This is a genomic window from Priestia sp. VA7, from assembly GCF_055710015.1.
Genome location: NZ_JBVQPN010000002.1, coordinates 512,856 through 529,742, shown reverse-complemented (window position 1 = coordinate 529,742; position 16,887 = coordinate 512,856). Strand labels below are relative to the sequence as shown.

Annotated in this window: 13 protein-coding genes; 2 read left to right on the top strand and 11 right to left on the bottom strand. The window is 34.4% G+C overall.

Annotation, left to right across the window (positions count from 1 at the left end; all coding sequences use genetic code 11):
- Window positions 1-34: 34 nt before the first annotated feature.
- On the bottom strand, window positions 35-808 hold the full coding sequence (locus tag AC0C45_RS09210) for an SGNH/GDSL hydrolase family protein (RefSeq protein ID WP_472928092.1): 774 nt from the start codon (window positions 806-808) through the stop codon (window positions 35-37).
- 180 nt (window positions 809-988) lie between these two features.
- On the opposite strand from AC0C45_RS09210, the gene tagU reads away from it, so the two are divergent.
- Both tagU and AC0C45_RS09200 read left to right on the top strand, forming a co-directional pair.
- On the top strand, window positions 989-1,933 hold the full coding sequence (gene tagU, locus AC0C45_RS09205) for a polyisoprenyl-teichoic acid--peptidoglycan teichoic acid transferase TagU (protein WP_472928091.1): 945 nt from the start codon (window positions 989-991) through the stop codon (window positions 1,931-1,933).
- A gap of 159 nt (window positions 1,934-2,092) precedes the next feature.
- Window positions 2,093-3,181 (top strand): acyltransferase family protein, encoded by a 1,089-nt coding sequence (locus AC0C45_RS09200; RefSeq protein WP_472928090.1) that lies wholly within the window; start codon window positions 2,093-2,095, stop codon window positions 3,179-3,181.
- A 505-nt stretch (window positions 3,182-3,686) separates the two neighbouring features.
- On the opposite strand, the gene AC0C45_RS09195 is transcribed toward AC0C45_RS09200, so the two are convergent.
- From AC0C45_RS09195 to AC0C45_RS09150, 10 genes are all read right to left on the bottom strand, one after another.
- On the bottom strand, window positions 3,687-5,000 hold the full coding sequence (locus AC0C45_RS09195; RefSeq protein ID WP_472928089.1) for a hypothetical protein: 1,314 nt from the start codon (window positions 4,998-5,000) through the stop codon (window positions 3,687-3,689).
- A gap of 721 nt (window positions 5,001-5,721) precedes the next feature.
- Window positions 5,722-7,005 carry a cellulase family glycosylhydrolase gene (locus AC0C45_RS09190; protein WP_472928088.1) on the bottom strand — a complete coding sequence of 428 codons (1,284 nt, stop codon included), beginning with the start codon at window positions 7,003-7,005 and terminating at the stop codon, window positions 5,722-5,724.
- Between the two features lie 448 nt (window positions 7,006-7,453).
- Window positions 7,454-8,161 carry a CpsD/CapB family tyrosine-protein kinase gene (locus tag AC0C45_RS09185; RefSeq protein WP_472928087.1) on the bottom strand — a complete coding sequence of 236 codons (708 nt, stop codon included), beginning with the start codon at window positions 8,159-8,161 and terminating at the stop codon, window positions 7,454-7,456.
- The gene (locus tag AC0C45_RS09180) at window positions 8,145-8,900 is read right to left on the bottom strand and encodes a YveK family protein (protein ID WP_472928086.1); all 756 of its coding nucleotides are present in this window, start codon (window positions 8,898-8,900) and stop codon (window positions 8,145-8,147) included. The genes AC0C45_RS09185 and AC0C45_RS09180 overlap by 17 nt, the downstream gene beginning before the upstream one ends.
- A 156-nt stretch (window positions 8,901-9,056) precedes the next feature.
- The gene (locus AC0C45_RS09175; RefSeq protein WP_472928085.1) at window positions 9,057-10,817 is read right to left on the bottom strand and encodes a phospho-sugar mutase; all 1,761 of its coding nucleotides are present in this window, start codon (window positions 10,815-10,817) and stop codon (window positions 9,057-9,059) included.
- Window positions 10,777-11,784, bottom strand: coding sequence for a mannose-6-phosphate isomerase, class I (gene manA, locus AC0C45_RS09170; RefSeq protein WP_252287984.1), 1,008 nt, complete (start codon window positions 11,782-11,784; stop codon window positions 10,777-10,779). The genes AC0C45_RS09175 and manA overlap by 41 nt, the downstream gene beginning before the upstream one ends.
- Window positions 11,785-11,884: 100 nt before the next feature.
- Complete coding sequence (locus tag AC0C45_RS09165; protein ID WP_472928084.1) at window positions 11,885-13,270, bottom strand: sugar phosphate nucleotidyltransferase; 1,386 nt, start codon at window positions 13,268-13,270, stop codon at window positions 11,885-11,887.
- Window positions 13,271-13,286: 16 nt separating this feature from the next.
- On the bottom strand, window positions 13,287-14,357 hold the full coding sequence (locus tag AC0C45_RS09160; RefSeq protein ID WP_472928083.1) for a glycosyltransferase family 4 protein: 1,071 nt from the start codon (window positions 14,355-14,357) through the stop codon (window positions 13,287-13,289).
- 39 nt (window positions 14,358-14,396) lie between these two features.
- Complete coding sequence (locus AC0C45_RS09155; RefSeq protein WP_472928082.1) at window positions 14,397-15,455, bottom strand: glycosyltransferase family 4 protein; 1,059 nt, start codon at window positions 15,453-15,455, stop codon at window positions 14,397-14,399.
- Window positions 15,456-15,542: 87 nt separating this feature from the next.
- On the bottom strand, window positions 15,543-16,871 hold the full coding sequence (locus tag AC0C45_RS09150; protein ID WP_155008338.1) for a UDP-glucose dehydrogenase family protein: 1,329 nt from the start codon (window positions 16,869-16,871) through the stop codon (window positions 15,543-15,545).
- Window positions 16,872-16,887 lie beyond the last annotated feature (16 nt).

Below are 16,887 nucleotides of genomic sequence, written 5' to 3'. Positions count from 1 at the left end.
CAAAAAAAAGACTGTCTATCTAGACAGTCTTTTTTCATTTACTATTGGTAAAATAAATTTCTAGAGCTTTTGCCCACGCTGCATTTCCTTTTTCACTTGGTGCTGTCTTGTCTGCATTCAAGTAGTTCAACAAGCTTTCAGAATCACTGTTTGGCCATTGTGACCAATGATTGATATACTCATACTCATTTTTTTTAGCAAATGCCTTTAATTGCTCTGCCTCTTTTGGATAATTAGTTGCGTGATAAATGGGGTGAGACGGCTGAATAATCGTGACCAAATCGTCTACATTCTCATTGATATGAGTCATGATTAGACTGATATTATCAAGCGTATTTGTAATACCCACTGTTCCATTATCGTTAGCTAAAAATGGCTCAAACAAAAGTATATCTGGCTTGGCTTCAATAACCTTTTCATAAAGTTTTCCACGTATAAACTCAAGTGAATTTTTATCTTTATATTCTTGAACTTCAACTTCTACTGCAGATCCATATGTATCATTCAACTTTTTTTCTAGCTGAGCAGGCCATGCCCCTGAATCCGTTGAGGTATCTTGTGAGCCTACAATAACCAACTTAATTGATTTTCCAGTTTTCTTTGCTTTCTCCAATTTTTCTACAATAGATGTGGGAAGATTCCCCGTATAGCTTTTCCAGTCTTTTGAAGAAGCAGGAGCCGATGAACTACCAACTGCAGTTGGACGGACAGCACTTTCTGCCTCAACTTTCTCACTCCAATACATCTTACCTACTACTATAGTAGTAATTAAAGTGATAATAGCAATAATATTAATCCATACTTTCATAAATAATCTCCTTACTATTTTTTTTACTTATCCATTATAATATAATTCGAGAAATCTTTTATAAAAAATGATTAATTTTGTCATTTTTTTTGGTAGAATGGAAGAATGATTGTGTCTTTTATCACATGTTAAAAGTCTTGACATTATCAGCAACAAATTTCTTGTAAAGGAAGAGTGAGAATGGAAGAAGAACGTAAGCGTAAGAAACGCAGAAAGAAAAAGAAAAAAGGATTTAAAATAGCTTTAGGTATTATTTTGCTACTTATTATCGGAGTAGGTATCTACGGCTTTTCTGTTTATAATTCAGTTGCCAATACATTTAACAAAACACATGAGCCATTAAGTAGATCAGTTTCTGACAAGCGTTCCACTCAAGTAAGTTTAGAAAAAAAGGATCCTATTTCCATCTTACTAATGGGGGTAGATCAGCGTGGTGCCGATCGAGGACGATCTGATTCTCTTATTCTAATGACTGTTAACCCTGCAACTAACAAAGTAAAAATGGTTAGTATTCCTCGTGACACGCGCACTGAAATTATTGGTAAGGGCAAAAAGGATAAAATTAATCATGCTTATGCTTTTGGCGGCATAGATATGTCTGTTAAAACTGTAGAAAATTTCCTTAATGTACCTATTGATTACTATGTACAAGTCAATATGGAAGGTTTCAGGGATATTGTGAATGCTGTAGATGGCATTACTGTCAATAATCCTTTTGCCTTTGATATCGATGGTGTTCATTATTCAAAAGGCACGCTGAATTTAGACGGTGATAAAGCTTTACTTTATACCCGTATGCGATATCAAGATCCACGAGGAGATTTTGGACGCCAAGAAAGACAGCGACAAATCATTCAAGCTGTTATTGAAGAAGGTGCAAGCGTAAAGTCTTTGGCTAACTACGGTCATATTCTTGATGCAATCGGTAATAATGTAAGAACTAATTTAACATTTGATGAAATGAAAGATATTCAGTCTAATTACAAAGAGGCTCGTAAAGACTTAGAACAAATACAAATCAATGGTAAAGGGACAAAAATGAATGGAATTTATTACTATATTGTTTCTGACTCCGAACGAGAAAAACTATCTAGTATGTTAAAAGAACAATTAAATCTTAAATAGTACATAAAAAGTGAAAGAAGCTTCAGTTCTTTCACTTTTTCACTTATTTTTGCTTGCTTATACATAGTTAGATTTCGATCGAAAATACCCCTAGTATTCCCAAATATTTTTCAAATATGTGGTACAATAGTCTAGTTATGAATTAAATTGGAGGTTTATATGAAAAAGAAATTAGTAAATGAAATTTTTTGGTTAAGAGCCCTCGCATGTTTGGCAGTTGTAACTATCCATTCCATTCAGAAAGGAATCGATTACTACTTTACAGGTGAAAATACACCGATGGTTTATTTTCTGCATTTGTTTTATGCAGCAGCATTATTTGGAACGCCGTCATTTGTTTTCATTTCAGAGTTTTTATTAGCTAAAGCATATCCCTCAGGTGTGCCAAAAGGTTTTTTAAAGAAACGGGTAAAGTTTTTGATCACACCTTTTATCTTTATGGGAATTATTTATACTTTCTTTGAGCTGGGTGCCTCTATCACCTTAAAATCTTTTATCATTGAGTCATTAAAGAATATTTTAATTGGTGACTATGTAGCTTGGTTTATCTTGTTAATTTTGCAGTTTTATTTACTGCACATGTTTGTACCAAAGTATTTAGAAAAAGCATCTCCGAAAGTCATACTGCCTGTTTCACTAATAGTAAACGTTCTTTACTTATCCTTTTTTAAATTTGTACAGCCTATTCAAGCAATTCCATTCCATGACTACATTTGGGAAAGAGGTTATTGGCTATTAGCTATTGGATGGATTTTTTATTTTACTTTAGGATATTATATAGGTAAAGATTTCGAAGCTTTCAAACTTTGGTTGAATAGAAACGGAAAGATTATTTTACTTTTTGCTGTCGTTGCTTATTGTATGGTAGTAGGACTAAAATTAGTTGGAATACTTCCTGATTCATCCTCTAAAAGACCTGATATACCAATTTATACAACAGCTATCATCTGCTTAATTTTTTACTTGACTGAAAAGATAAAACTTGCTCCAAGCTTTATTGTTCTAATAAGCAATTATTCTTTTAACATTTACCTATTACATATGATGTTCTTATATACTATTAAACCGTTACCGCATATGAATATGATTACATATACTTTATATTTATTAATATTGAGTATCACCGGTTCTATTATTTTAGCTACCGTGATTAATAAATTGCCATTTGGTAAATATCTTGTAGGTAATATTTTAAAAATAGGAAGAAAACAAAATAATAGAACACCTAATCACCCAAAAGCTGTTTAAATACTAATAGTTATTCGCTAAATAGGCTAACCTATTTAAATGAAATATTATAAAACACCTCCGAATAAGTTCCCTTAAACAAAGTACTTATTCGGAGGTGTTTTTGTGTAGGCAAAATTAGTTGTTCAAATGAAATCAAATAGGAACTAAAGTGGAGTTAATGATCATCGAAACAATACGTCTAAAATGGGATGTCATTTCATAAGAAAAGAATCAGAAGAGGCAACGTATGTTAACTATAATTCCTATGCGCACGGGCCAAATTCCCACAAAAGAAAAGACTATAGTAAGTAATATGTTGAGAAGAGAAAACCGTGTATGAGGACAATGAGGCAATAGAATAGCTACATTTAAAACATGAAGACTTCCGATTTGTAAAAATATTTCTATGTCTTTTACGAAAGAAAGAACGATTCATCAATAAAATAAGACTACCACGCACCTATAGAATTTGGTGATATGGCAGCCTAAAAGGTTTGCTTTTTATTGATATTGTTTCATCAAACTAAAATTTTAATTGCTTTTGTACCTTTTGCTCTGGTGTTTCAAACAACCGAAACTTAATTCGAGGTTTTTTCTCTTTATTTGTTGCGCCCAATTCATAATTGATTGAATAAGAATTTCGATAAGCCATTCCAATTTGTATCCAAAGAATTATGTTGAAAGGATACATTTCAAGGCAATTTGTGAACATTGAAGATATGCCTAAGGCTATTATTAAAGCATTGGCGTTATTTTCGAATCCTGTCCGATTAGCATTTAGACATCCACTCATTAAAGTTAGAAATAATAAAAATAATAGAATGACCCCAGAAATCCCCATCTGCTCATAGATAGCAAAGAATTGATTATCTACTGCATAGCTTTTTTCCATTGTATTCAATGCAGCTGTAGAAACACTTGCTGCACCAACTGAACCAATCCCCTCGCCATACAAGCCCTGGTGGCTGAACAATGGTGACAAATTGTCACCCCAGTGTGAAAGTCTATCCTGTGTAGATGAAACGCTACCTAAAGTTGTATTTGTAAAAATGTATGTACCGCCTAAAACAACAGGTATTATTAAAAACATTAATAAACCTAGAACCGTATATCCGTAACTTCTAGGTAACTTAGCAAACGAACGAAGAGTAGTGATTATCTGATAGATTAGCCAGAAAATAATTGCCGATCTGATTGTAGCCAACAGTAGGAAAACTAGCGTAAGTACCTTAAATAAAATTGCAAGCTTCTTTTTTCCGCGTTTTGTTAAATCCCAGTCTATAAGAATTCCTATTAAACTTAGTAGAAAAGCATAACCATCTGGTGTCCCTACAAGTGAAGGAAGACGTAAATTTTCATTAAACGTTTTAACGTTCACCCCATATTCAAATCCCATAGACATGAGTGATTCAACTCCCAACATCCGTTGTAGGAACCACACGATAATAATTAGGAAGAAAACAATATACAAAGGCTTAACAATGTTAACTTTAGCTTCACGAAGCGAGATACCTATTAATAAGCCCAGCATTGGGAATATAGTAGTTTTAACTCCATATACAAAATCAGTGGAAGAATATCCACTGGAATTTCCAAATAGACCTATTGCACTTATACAACTGAAAATGACAAGCATAGAAATAATAGAAAATGTTTGTTTTTCAAATCCCTTACGGGTAAAAAATGAAAATAGAAAACTTAACACAATAAATATTAAAATAATATCTTTGGATATCTTAAATATTGTATTATCAAAAAATACGGCAATTGTTCCATAAAAAGATATAAATACGAGAAAAAAGTAAATTAATGGTTTTGAATTAGACATGTTTTGCAATGTTTTTTTCCTCCTTAACTAGACTTATTATACTAATTCACAAATGGAAATACCAATCATTTTTTCAACTCTATACTATTTAACGCCTACTTTCTATCTAAATAAATGATACTAAAGAACTAACCCTGTACGTGTATAAGCTTATTAAGGTTTGAACGCCTTACATGCACTCGAACAGTGATATAACTTCTTATTCATTCAATTATGTAATGCATTCTAAGCATCCAAAACCTAATTCTTAGCATTTATGAAATGTATGTAATTAAACTATATACTCGTCTTGTATTCCCTTGTTGAGTACTTCTGAAAGCAGTGACATTTATGGATGCACAGAGGTATTTCTCAAGCCGATGTGTAAAAGTTCTCTGCTGCATAGAATTTCATTGTTTTCACTGCCTTTCATTCAATGTGTTTTACATCCTCATTAGCTGAAATTAACTCATTACTAGTAATAAGCTCGGTATTGGATTAGGTTACTAAGCGGGCGGCAACCTTTCTGATAACACTTCTTTAAATTAAACACACAACGTATGCTTTTTAAGGGCTTTCCAGCACCTTATAGCGAGCTTCAGCACATTAATTAATACCGCAGTTGTCTATTAAACGCTAAAGCCTAACCAATGATATGTGAAACAATAATTACTATGTATACACGGACTTTTTTATAAATCAAAAAAAGAGCTGATAACAGCCCTCTTTAACCAAAAAATACACCTTCTTGCTAATCAATCATTAAATAAGTAGGACTTGTAAGAAGATTTAAACCCATCTTTTTTTTCAATTCGACTTGCTGTTTAATTCCAAGCATTGAAATTTTTATAGCTTTGCCATCTTTTAAAGGTATAGTTGTGTGATGACTATTTCCAGTTGTCCAATAAACAATAGCCTTTTTCTTATTTCCTTTTGAAAATTCCAATATATAGTCATTGGGGTTTTGAGTTTTAATTTTCTTCGAAAAACGATATCCCTCTAAAGTTCTAGATAAGGTTTGAATAGATAAATAGCTTAATTTAGGAGTTGAATAATAAGAGTTAATACCAAAGTTATGTTCTCTATTATTGGGGTCTTCTCCATCGTTTTTCCAATCATACCATATACTGACTGGTATCTTTTCTAAGTTATTTACTAAATTCATTCTAGCTACATATTCTGCCTGCTGCATTTCAGTAATAGACTTTTGATTTTTTGTATTAGATAGTGAATATCCCCACTCGCCTGATATTATTGGTACATCTTCTTTACTATATTGTTTTATTAAACTTCTTAATTCTTGGTATTGGTCAATAACATTTTCAGGATTATCATATTGGTAAGGGTGAACGGATACCGCATCGATGTAAGGCAATATTCCTTGATCCAACGTATTCTGCATCCATGTTAAAGACTGTTTATTAATACCTGCAAGTGCAGGTGCTACAATAGTTGAACCTTTATCATTTTTTTTAATTACTGGTGCTACTTTTTTAACTAAAAGAGCGTAATTAAGTTCACTAGGCTGTGGACTCCAAAACTTCTCTATGTTCGGCTCATTCCATATTTCCCAAATACCTTTTTGATTACCATACCTTGTAACTGTAGCTTTCACAAATTTCGCAAATGCTGCTCTTCCTTCGCTAGTATTAACTGACCTATCTTGCTCATATAAGGAGTTTCCATAATCTAAGATATAATAGGGTTTAATGTTATTTTCTTTCAAAGATTTGTTTAATTGATCGTATCCTGTTCCTTTAAAATCATAGATACCTTTTTTAGTTTCAACCGAAGACCAAAAAATGTCAATTCTTACCCATTTAAACCCTGCTTCTGCAATAAATTTTATTTCTTCTTCTTTTAATCCTGGATGAATACTTACTCCCAAACCATCAGACACGCTATAATGCGATTCTAGGAAATTTTGTTGCTTTTGTTTCCAAACACTGATGATTCCTGTTATAGCTATTAATAAAATTAACAGTAAAACGAGAATTTTCTTCCTAGAAATCCGTTTTAAATTACTGATTAACATATTTCCCCTCTTTCTTAACCTTCTTTATAATTATATTGTTATGTTTTCTATTATAATTACGTTTAAATCAATTGAGCTGATATTATATATAGTTTTTGATTGACTAGATTCAGTAAATATAATCAAAGAAGTTTATAAGTACCTTTAACTTGCTATATCCAAACTATAGACTTTTAAGTTAAGTAAAGGTCGTACCCAATTAAGAAGCGGTACGGTCGTTAAAATTAGTAGCACTAGAGTCATTCCAATAAAATTTAAAACCTGAAGGATTCTAATACGTAAATATAACTCCTTGTCTGTTGAGAAAGTGAGAGAGTGTGTGTGAGTGAGTCTGTCAATAAATAAAATTAGGCTGCCACACACCTATAGAACTTGGTGATATGGCAGCCTAAAAGATTATTTTATTCTTTTCTTAAATTACTAAGTGAGTCTAAATATCAAGATTTTATTAATTAGTACCATAATAATAGTAATATTGACTATCATTGTCCAACTTTCGATTATTTAAAATAACTCCTAATAATCTACCTTTAGAATTACTTAATAACCCCTTAGCCTTCTTAGCAGCGTCCATATTGGTCTTGCCACTACTTACTACTAAGATGGTACCATCGGCTTTATTAGATAGGATTTGTGAATCTGTAACTGCCAGTGTTGGTGGCGTATCAAAGATAATAAAATCAAATCCAGCTTTCATTTGCTCCAATACTTCATTCATATAACCTGAGGCAAGAAGCTCTGAAGGGTTAGGTGGTATTGGGCCACTTGTTAAAACAAACAGATCTGGAACGTCTGTCTTCTTAACCGCATTTAATAATGTTTCTTGTTTTGTTAAAACATTTGTAAAACCAACGTAGTTTTCTAATCTAAAAGAATAATGTACAGTTGGTTTTCGTAAATCACTATCTACTAAAAGAACTTTCTTGCCTTGCTGAGCATATACAATCGCTAAGTTAGCAGCTGTCGTAGACTTCCCTTCACCAGGACCCGAAGAAGTCATAACAATTGTCTGAATATCCTCCTCCAAAGTAGAGAATTGAATATTTGTACGAATTGTACGATATTGTTCGGCCGATGGTGATTTTGGTGAATTATGTGCAACTAAACGACGTTGAACTGTCAACAGTTTATCGTTATTTTTATTTTTGCGAGCCAATGGATTCCCCCCTCACTCTCTGACCACTAGAAGAATGAGCTCTTCTACTAGTAGACAAGTTAGTGTCACTAATAGGTGCCACAATGCCCATGATTGGCAACTCTAATAAACGTTCTATATCATCTTCTGTTTTTACTGTGTTGTCTAGCTGTTCAGCTAAAAATACAACACCTAACCCTACAATAAGACCTAACACGATTCCGATACCAATATATAACGGCGGATTCGGGCTTACTGGAGATATGTTTTCCTTAACTTCTGCTGGTGCTAAAATACTAACATTATCGATATTCATAATCTTTGAAACTTCATTTTTGAATACCTGTGCTGTTTTGTTTGCAATTTTAGCTGCTACGTACGGTGATTCATCCGTTACTAATACTTCTACTACTTGAGTATCTTTTGCACTTGTAACTTCTATCTTTTCGTTCAATTTTTCAACACTCATATCCAAATTTAGTTCAGATTTGACTTTTTCAAGTATTGCTGGACTTTTAATAATAACGTTATATGTGTTAATTAATTGAATATTTGTTTCTACTTCTCCAGAGTTATAGAGTTGCTGTTCAGACTTAGCCTGGTTCACCAGTAGCTGTGTTTTCACTTCATAAGTTGGCGTTAAAATAAAAAAACTTAAGACGCTACTGATTATCGCTGCTATCAAAGTAATAATACCGATAAGCCACAGACGCTTTTTAATTGTCCGAAACAAGTCTCTCAGCGTGATTGTTTCTGCCATGTTGACCTCCAATAATAGATGAATTCATTCCTATTCATTATAATAGAACTTTTATCCAACTTCTACACTATTTTATAAATATCTGATAAAATTCTCTAAAAAAAAACAACTACTTACCTGTTTTCTAAACTAATGAATAGTTCTTAATTCATATTTTTAAGTGACTGGTTGATTCTTTTTACTTATTATACTATCTACTAATTCTATTACTTCTGTTTGAAGTCTTTCCAATAAATTTTGACTTTCTTCTAGATTTTTACCTTGTACAGCAAAATAAAATTTAGCTTTAGGTTCCGTTCCAGACGGACGGACGGTAAACCATGATCCGTCGTTTAGGTAATATTTTAAAACATTAGACTTCGGTAAGTGAATGTTTTCCAATCTATTGTGAACTACATCTACTTTTTTACTAGATTGGTAATCTTCTATGAACGTCACAGACTTATCAGCTACTTGCGTTGGCGGATTATTTCGGAAGGAAGTTAAAATTCGTTCAATTTGCTCTGCTCCGTCTTTTCCTTTAAGCGTTAAAGAATAAAGAGATTCTTTGTAGTATCCGTATTTTTCAAAAATCTCTAATAGACCCTCATAAAGAGATTTCCCTTGCGCCTTATAAAAAGCTGCAACTTCAGCTGCAAAAACTGCTGACTGGACAGCATCTTTATCACGGACAAAGTCCCCGATTAAATAGCCATAGCTTTCTTCATATCCAAATTGGAATTGATACTCTTTTGTCTGTTCAAACTCATTAATTTTTTCGCCAATAAATTTAAAACCTGTTAATGTATCAATTGTTTCTAATCCGAAGCTAGCAGCAATAGCACGCCCAATTTCAGACGTTACAATAGTTTTAACAACGACTCCATTTTCGGGAAGAATATTTTGTTTTTCTTTCTGCTCTAACAAATAGTGAAGCATTAAAGCACCCATTTGGTTTCCTGTAAGTACTACATATTCACCATTTTCATTCTTCACTGCCACACCTAAGCGATCAGCATCTGGATCTGTTCCCATTAGGATATCAGCATCAATTTCTTTGCCATATTGAATAGCTAATTCGAAAGCTGCATGCTCTTCAGGGTTAGGCGATTTAACGGTTGAGAAGTTAGGATCCGGAAGCTCTTGTTCCTTTACAACCGTAACATTTGTAAAACCAAATGCTTTTAATCCGGCACGAACAGGCTTATTGGCAGTACCATGTAGAGGTGTAAAAACAATTTTCAAATCTTTTCCCGCTTGCTCTACAACTTCACGATTCAACTGAATTGTTTTCAACTGTTCCGTATAAGCTGCATCAACTTCGTCGCCAACATACGTCAATAATTCATTAGCAAGAAGTTCTTGTTCTGCTTTTACTGGTATCAATAACTCGTTTTCCACTGCATTTACATAAGAAATAATAGTATCTGCAGCAGCAGGCGGAAGCTGTCCTCCATCTTCTCCGTACACTTTATATCCGTTATATTCTGGAGGGTTATGACTGGCTGTAATCACGATGCCTGCAAATGCATTTAAATAACGGACGGCAAAAGACAGCTCAGGCGTAGGACGCAACTCTTCAAAAATATACGTTTTAATTCCATGGTGCCCTAATACTTTTGCTACTTCTAATGCAAATTCAGGTGATTTGTGACGAGAGTCGTAAGCTACTACAACTCCTCGTGTCTTTGCACTATCTCCATTTTCCTCAATATAAGAAGCCAGGCCTTTGGTAGCTTTACGAACCATATAAATGTTTAAACGATTTGTACCAGGTCCAAGCTCTCCTCTCATTCCGCCTGTGCCAAATTCTAGGTTTTTATAAAATGCATCTTCTGCTTTTTTTTCATTTTTTTCCATTAAAAGTAACTCTTTTTTTAATTCTTCATTCAAATCATCAAACATTAGCCATTTGTCTAGCTGTACTTGCCATCTCACGTTGATGACCTCCTTTACTGTTTGGTTGTGAAGCAATTAATTGTACCTGTCCTTCAATTGTAAATGAATGCATTTCATGTGGAATAATAAAATGATCACCATATTTAATTGAGTATTCTTTATCTTCTGAGATTATTTTACCTTCACCATTAATCACACTTACTAGTGTAAAGTAGCGTTCCTGAGTCAGTGATAAGGAGTTAGTAATGTCCCATTTATATAGAGTGAAATAATCTTCTTCCACGAATGTTGTAATGCTTCCCCCAGCTGTTTTAGCGATAGCTGGCTCAATTTTAGCTGCAGTGTGAGGAACAGTAGTAACATCAATTGCTTTATCTAAATGAAGCTCTCGAAGCTTACCATCTTCTCCTCGGCGATCATAGTCGTACACGCGATATGTAGTGTCTGAACTTTGCTGAGTTTCTAATACAAGCGTTCCTTTACACAAAGCGTGAATCGTACCGCTTGGAACGTAGAAAAAATCACCTGGCTTAATTTTGACTCGTTGCAGAAGCCCTTCCCAATTACCATCTTCCACTAACTGAACAAATTCTTCTTTGGACTGCGCATGATGTCCAAAAATCATATCTGCGTCTTCATCGCAGTCAACAATATACCAGCATTCTGTCTTGCCTAGCTCACCATTTTCAAACTTATTGGCATACTCATCATCCGGATGAACTTGAACAGATAAATCATCATTTGCATCTAGAATTTTAGTTAACAAAGGAAAACGATCGCTTTCAAAATGACCAAATAAATCTGGATGTTCTTCCCATAGTTCTCCTAAGCTTTTTTCAGCAAACTTTCCAGATGCTACAACACTTTGACCATGTGGGTGAGCAGAAATTGCCCAGCACTCTCCCGTTCTCGAGGATGGAATGGTATATCCGTACTTTTTATTTAGCTGATTTCCACCCCAGATCCTCTCTTGAAATGATGGTCGTAAAAAAATAGGTTGTTTCAATGATTGTACATCTCCTCTATTATTACTTATATAACGTTTTTAGCAGCAAAAATACCAAACAAAAAAGAGTAGATGAAGCTACTCTTTTTTGCTTTTGCTCCTACACTTCTTTTACACTTAATACATGCTCCTGAATAGCGTCCCATTCCATATATAGTCGAACAATGTCTTCTTCGATTAATTGAGAACCAGTTTGCACTTCAATGAATTCCATATCCGAGATTGCTTTAATTGCATGCTTCTCTCCTGCTGCTATTTTTATTACATCCCCGGGTCTTACCATTTGCAAGCGGTCATTTAAAACTAGTTCCCCTTCTCCTTTAATGATTGTCCATACTTCGTCCCTATAATCATGCAGCTGATAGCTTAAATTCTTGCCTGCTGCTACGCCAATTCTTTTTGTTAAAACTTCTTTTTCTTCCTCAAGCTTTGTATAGTCTAATACGCGATACCATCCCCATCGACGTTCTTCGTACATAGGGCGATTGTCAAACTCACCTACTAACTCTTTAATACGAGGACTGGATTCTTTATCCGATACAAGAATGCCATCAGGACTTACAGCTACTACCAGATTAGAAGCTCCAAGTACTGTGACCGGGATATCTAGCTCGTTAATTAAATGAACTCCTTCGCTGTCTTCACTGATAACACCTTTACCAATTTTGACTGTGCCCATTTCTTCCGTTAATGTATTCCAAGTTCCTAAGTCTTTCCAATAGCCGTCATATGGAAGAACCACAATGTCTTTTGTTTTTTCTACTACTTCGTAATCAAAGCTAATCTTAGGAAGAGTACTATATTGTTTCAGCAACTTTTCATAATCAGTTGGCCAGCCCTTAGCCTCAAGAATAGAGATCACATATTCTAGTTTGAAAGCAAATACTCCGCAATTCCACAAAGCGTTATTCTTAATTAAATCAGCGGCTGCCGCTTCACTCGGCTTTTCTGTAAATCGGTTAACTGAAAGGTAATCCGCTTTACTTTCTTCCTTTTCTTCTGCAGGAACAATATATCCATATTTAGATGAAGGATATGTAGGGGTAACACCAATAAGAGCCAGCTGTGCTTCGCTCTCTTGCACAACTCTTTCTAACTCTTTTACTCTATTAAAAAAAGCATCATCTACATACGGATCTACTGGAAGAATAGCTACTACTTCGTCTAATGAAGCTTTTTTAACGCTGTATATATAAGAAGCAGCAAGCGCAATAGCCGGAAATGTATCTCGGCGCATAGGTTCTACAATCAGGTCAGCTTCATTCGATAACTGACTGTGAATCATATCAACCTGAGATTTGCTCGTTGCAATGACTGAAGATTCAGCGAGTCCGACATTCTTTAGCTGATTCCATACTCTTTGAACCATTGATTCAAGCGACTCATTTTTATCTTCTAATACTTTTAGAAATTGCTTTGAACGCGCATCATTGGACAGCGGCCATAGGCGCTTGCCAGACCCACCTGATAAAAGTACTAAATTCAAATTTATGCCCACCTTATTAAATTATTTGTTTGTATACATCAATAATTTTTTTATTCATTATTTCGCTAGTAAAGTTGTCCATAAAATAGTCATAACCATTTAGACCTTTACGTCGCAGCTCAGCTTTATTAAGTGAGTTCAAGATTTGTTCCAATGTACTTAACTGATTAAGCGAAAAAATATAACCATTATCATTTCCAACTAAATCAGGTAACGCTCCTCGATCACTTACTATAATTGGCTTTGCGTTTTTCATTGCTTCCACAGCAACTAATCCAAAACCTTCCCATCTGGAAGGAATAATCACCGCATCAAATAACTCATAATATGAATCTAGTTGATTATTATCTACCCAGCCAACGCTTATCACATTTTCAGGGATTTCAATTGCACTATTTTTCAGCACACTATCACCAATAATATATAGCTGGATATCTTTATTTTTATAGCCTGTAAAAAACTCAATTAAGATATCTAGTCCCTTTTGTCGGTCAAACCTCCCTACAAATAAGAGGTTTATTTTTTCTTTATCGACTTTAAGGTTTGGATTTCCATCACGTACAGTTGTATTAATTCCATTGTTAATGAGCGCTAATTTATTATCAGTAAACCCTAATTCAAGAGATTTCTTTTGTTCGTTTTGCGAAATATTGATAATTTTATCTGTCTTTGTAGACAGTACCTTTTCAACAAACGTAAATACCTTTTTCTTTAAGGAAGATAACTCCATCAAGAAAGCCCATCCATGTGAACAATAAACAACTTTATATTTCTTTCTTCTAAAAAACAAAGGAAACCTTACAAACACTCCTGCAAACGTACTGTGAACATGTACGACATCAGGCTGTACTTGATCGATTGCTTTTTCTATTTGTTTAACCGCACTTGCAACGCTCTTCAAATTGCGTTCGTATTTATAAAAAAACAGGTGTTCAGAAGGAAGATCAAAATTTTTATCAGAATTTGTGTCACTTGCAACGAGATAGATTTCTTCAATATCTTCGCAGTTTTTCTGGTAATCAATAACTTCCTTTACATAAGTGGCTACTCCGCCTTTTACGTATTCACCTACATGCATTACTTTCATAGGGGATAAATCTCCTTTCATAAAAAGACCTTTGCCTTTTTATACATCCAGCGACTTTGTATATCCGATCAGCTGATTAGCTGCTGTTTGCCAAGAAAATTTTTCAGCTTGTTTTAAACCTTTTACTTTTAGCTCTTGCTTTACATCATCACTATTCATGACATATCTAATTTTATCCGCAAGTTCTTGTGAATCGTTCGGATTAAAATAAATAGCAGCGTCACCAGATACTTCAGGCATCGGGCCGACATTGGACACAAGTACAGGACATCCTGTAGACATTGCTTCCAAGGGAGGTAATCCAAATCCTTCGTAAACGGACGGAAATACAAAACAGCCTGCATTCATATACAGACCTTTTAAATCTTCGTCTGTTACATATCCAACTTGCTTAATATTTTCATTTTCAATGTCAATTTTATTAAAAACTTTTAAATCCGTTCCGCCAGCTATAACAATCTGAAAATCTTCGTCTTGCAAATACTCGGTAGCATCGACTAGCGCTTTGAAGTTTTTGTTTGGATTCATACTGCTCACAGCTAGAATGTATTTCTGGGGTTTCAAATCAAACTTCCCAAGGATTGAATCATCTTCTTTAATAGAATCAAAATGTTCTTTGCCTTCAGAAATTAACTCTAATTTCTTTGAACTGATTTTTAGATATTTTATTAATTCCTCTTTTGAAAATTGAGAAATAGTTAATACTTTTTTTGATCTAAGTTTGAAGAATGTGAACATTGTTTTGTACCACACTCTAAAAGCTTTTGAAAAGCCTTGCGGTGAAGCATAGACAGCCGTGTCATGAATCACAACAATTTGATTTTTTTTCAAAATAGGACCCGTATTACAGAAATTAATTAAAGGCTTTGCTTTTACATAAACCGGTAGCTCTAACTGCTCCCATTTATGTCCTGTAGATTGGCCAATTGATTTGATTTTTATGTTTTGAAGCGAATGCTCCCCCTCATAATTAGGGGGAACTAAAATCGTGAATTGAACGTCTTTTTGTTTGTCTAAACGCTGTATGATTTCCCACGCAAACCGTTGCACACCTGTTACGCGCTGAGTCAAAAAGCGTCCATTTATATATACATCCATAGTATTCTCCTTATATTCATTAAAATTTATTCCTAATAGGAAAGGGAAGCCTTGAAAAAGAGAGAAGGCAATTAACCTTCTGATCTCTTAGGAATTAATTAATGACTTAGAAGTGTAAATAGATTTTCGACCAACAGAATGATATTCAATACCTGCTTCTGTTACGGCTTTTTCATCAAAACAATTACGTCCGTCAAAAACAACTGCTTCATTCATGACCGTATGCAAGTCTTTTAAGTTCATATTTTTAAATTCATCCCACTCTGTTACAATTACTGCTGCATCGGCATTTTGTAGAACACCTGAAAGTGATTCTTCGTAAGTAACTGCTTCTGGAAGAAGTGATTTTGCATTTGCCATAGCAATTGGATCGTATGCTTTCACTTTAGCTCCTTGAGCAATTAATTCTTTTGCTAAAACGATAGAAGCTGCTTCACGCATATCATCAGTATTTGGTTTAAACGCCAGACCTAATAATGAAATAACTTTTCCTTCTAAACTGCCAAATTTATAAACAATTTTATCTACCATTAGACGCTGCTGATTGTTATTTACTTGAATAACAGATTTAAGCAACTCAAAATCATGCTCCACTCCGCCTGCGATTTGCACTAATGCATGCGTATCTTTTGGGAAACATGACCCTCCGTAACCAATTCCCGCATTTAAAAAGTTTCGGCCAATACGCTGATCATAGCCCATGCCATTTGCTACATCTTCTACATTCGCCCCTAGCTTTTCACAAATATTAGAAATTTCGTTAATAAAGCTAATTTTTGTTGCTAAGAACGCATTTGATGCATATTTAATCATTTCAGAACTTGAAATGTCTGTTTTAAATACTGGAATATTCAAAGGCTTGTACATCTCTTCAAGAATAGCCGCTGTTTCAGCGTCATCTGTTCCGACAACAATTCGATCCCCGTTAAATGTATCTTGAACCGCTGAACCTTCGCGTAAAAATTCAGGGTTTGAAGCAATGCTGATTTTTACGTCATTTTTAAGATTTTCACGGATAATTTTCTCTACTCGATAATTTGTTCCTACTGGCACTGTACTTTTTGTTACAACGACCACATCAGTTGTTACCTCTTGAGCAATTTGCTCTGCTACCGCTTCAATATATTGTAAATTAGCAGAACCGTCTGGAAGCTGAGGTGTTCCTACTGCGATGAACACGACTTCTGAATTTTCGAAGCCTTCTTTATGGACATTTGTAAAATGTAAGCGACCTTCGTTAATATTTTTAACCATTAGCTCAGCTAATCCTGGTTCGTAGATGGGCGATTGACCTTGTCTCATTTTGTTAATTTTGTTGATGTCTGTATCAATACACGTAACATCATGGCCAATTTCTGATAGACATACACCTGTTACAAGCCCTACATATCCAGTTCCTACCACACTAATTTTCATGTTCTACTCCTCCTAC

What these genes read in the sequence shown, in the direction of transcription:
- AC0C45_RS09210 (WP_472928092.1), bottom strand. Translation starts at nt 808, where the DNA reads ATGAAAGTATGGATTAATATTATTGCTATTATCACTTTAATTACTACT.
- AC0C45_RS09160 (WP_472928083.1), bottom strand. Translation starts at nt 14,357, where the DNA reads ATGAAAGTAATGCATGTAGGTGAATACGTAAAAGGCGGAGTAGCCACT.
- AC0C45_RS09150 (WP_155008338.1), bottom strand. Translation starts at nt 16,871, where the DNA reads ATGAAAATTAGTGTGGTAGGAACTGGATATGTAGGGCTTGTAACAGGT.
- AC0C45_RS09155 (WP_472928082.1), bottom strand. Translation starts at nt 15,455, where the DNA reads ATGGATGTATATATAAATGGACGCTTTTTGACTCAGCGCGTAACAGGT.
- tagU (WP_472928091.1), top strand. Translation starts at nt 989, where the DNA reads ATGGAAGAAGAACGTAAGCGTAAGAAACGCAGAAAGAAAAAGAAAAAA.
- AC0C45_RS09180 (WP_472928086.1), bottom strand. Translation starts at nt 8,900, where the DNA reads ATGGCAGAAACAATCACGCTGAGAGACTTGTTTCGGACAATTAAAAAG.
- AC0C45_RS09200 (WP_472928090.1), top strand. Translation starts at nt 2,093, where the DNA reads ATGAAAAAGAAATTAGTAAATGAAATTTTTTGGTTAAGAGCCCTCGCA.
- AC0C45_RS09190 (WP_472928088.1), bottom strand. Translation starts at nt 7,005, where the DNA reads ATGTTAATCAGTAATTTAAAACGGATTTCTAGGAAGAAAATTCTCGTT.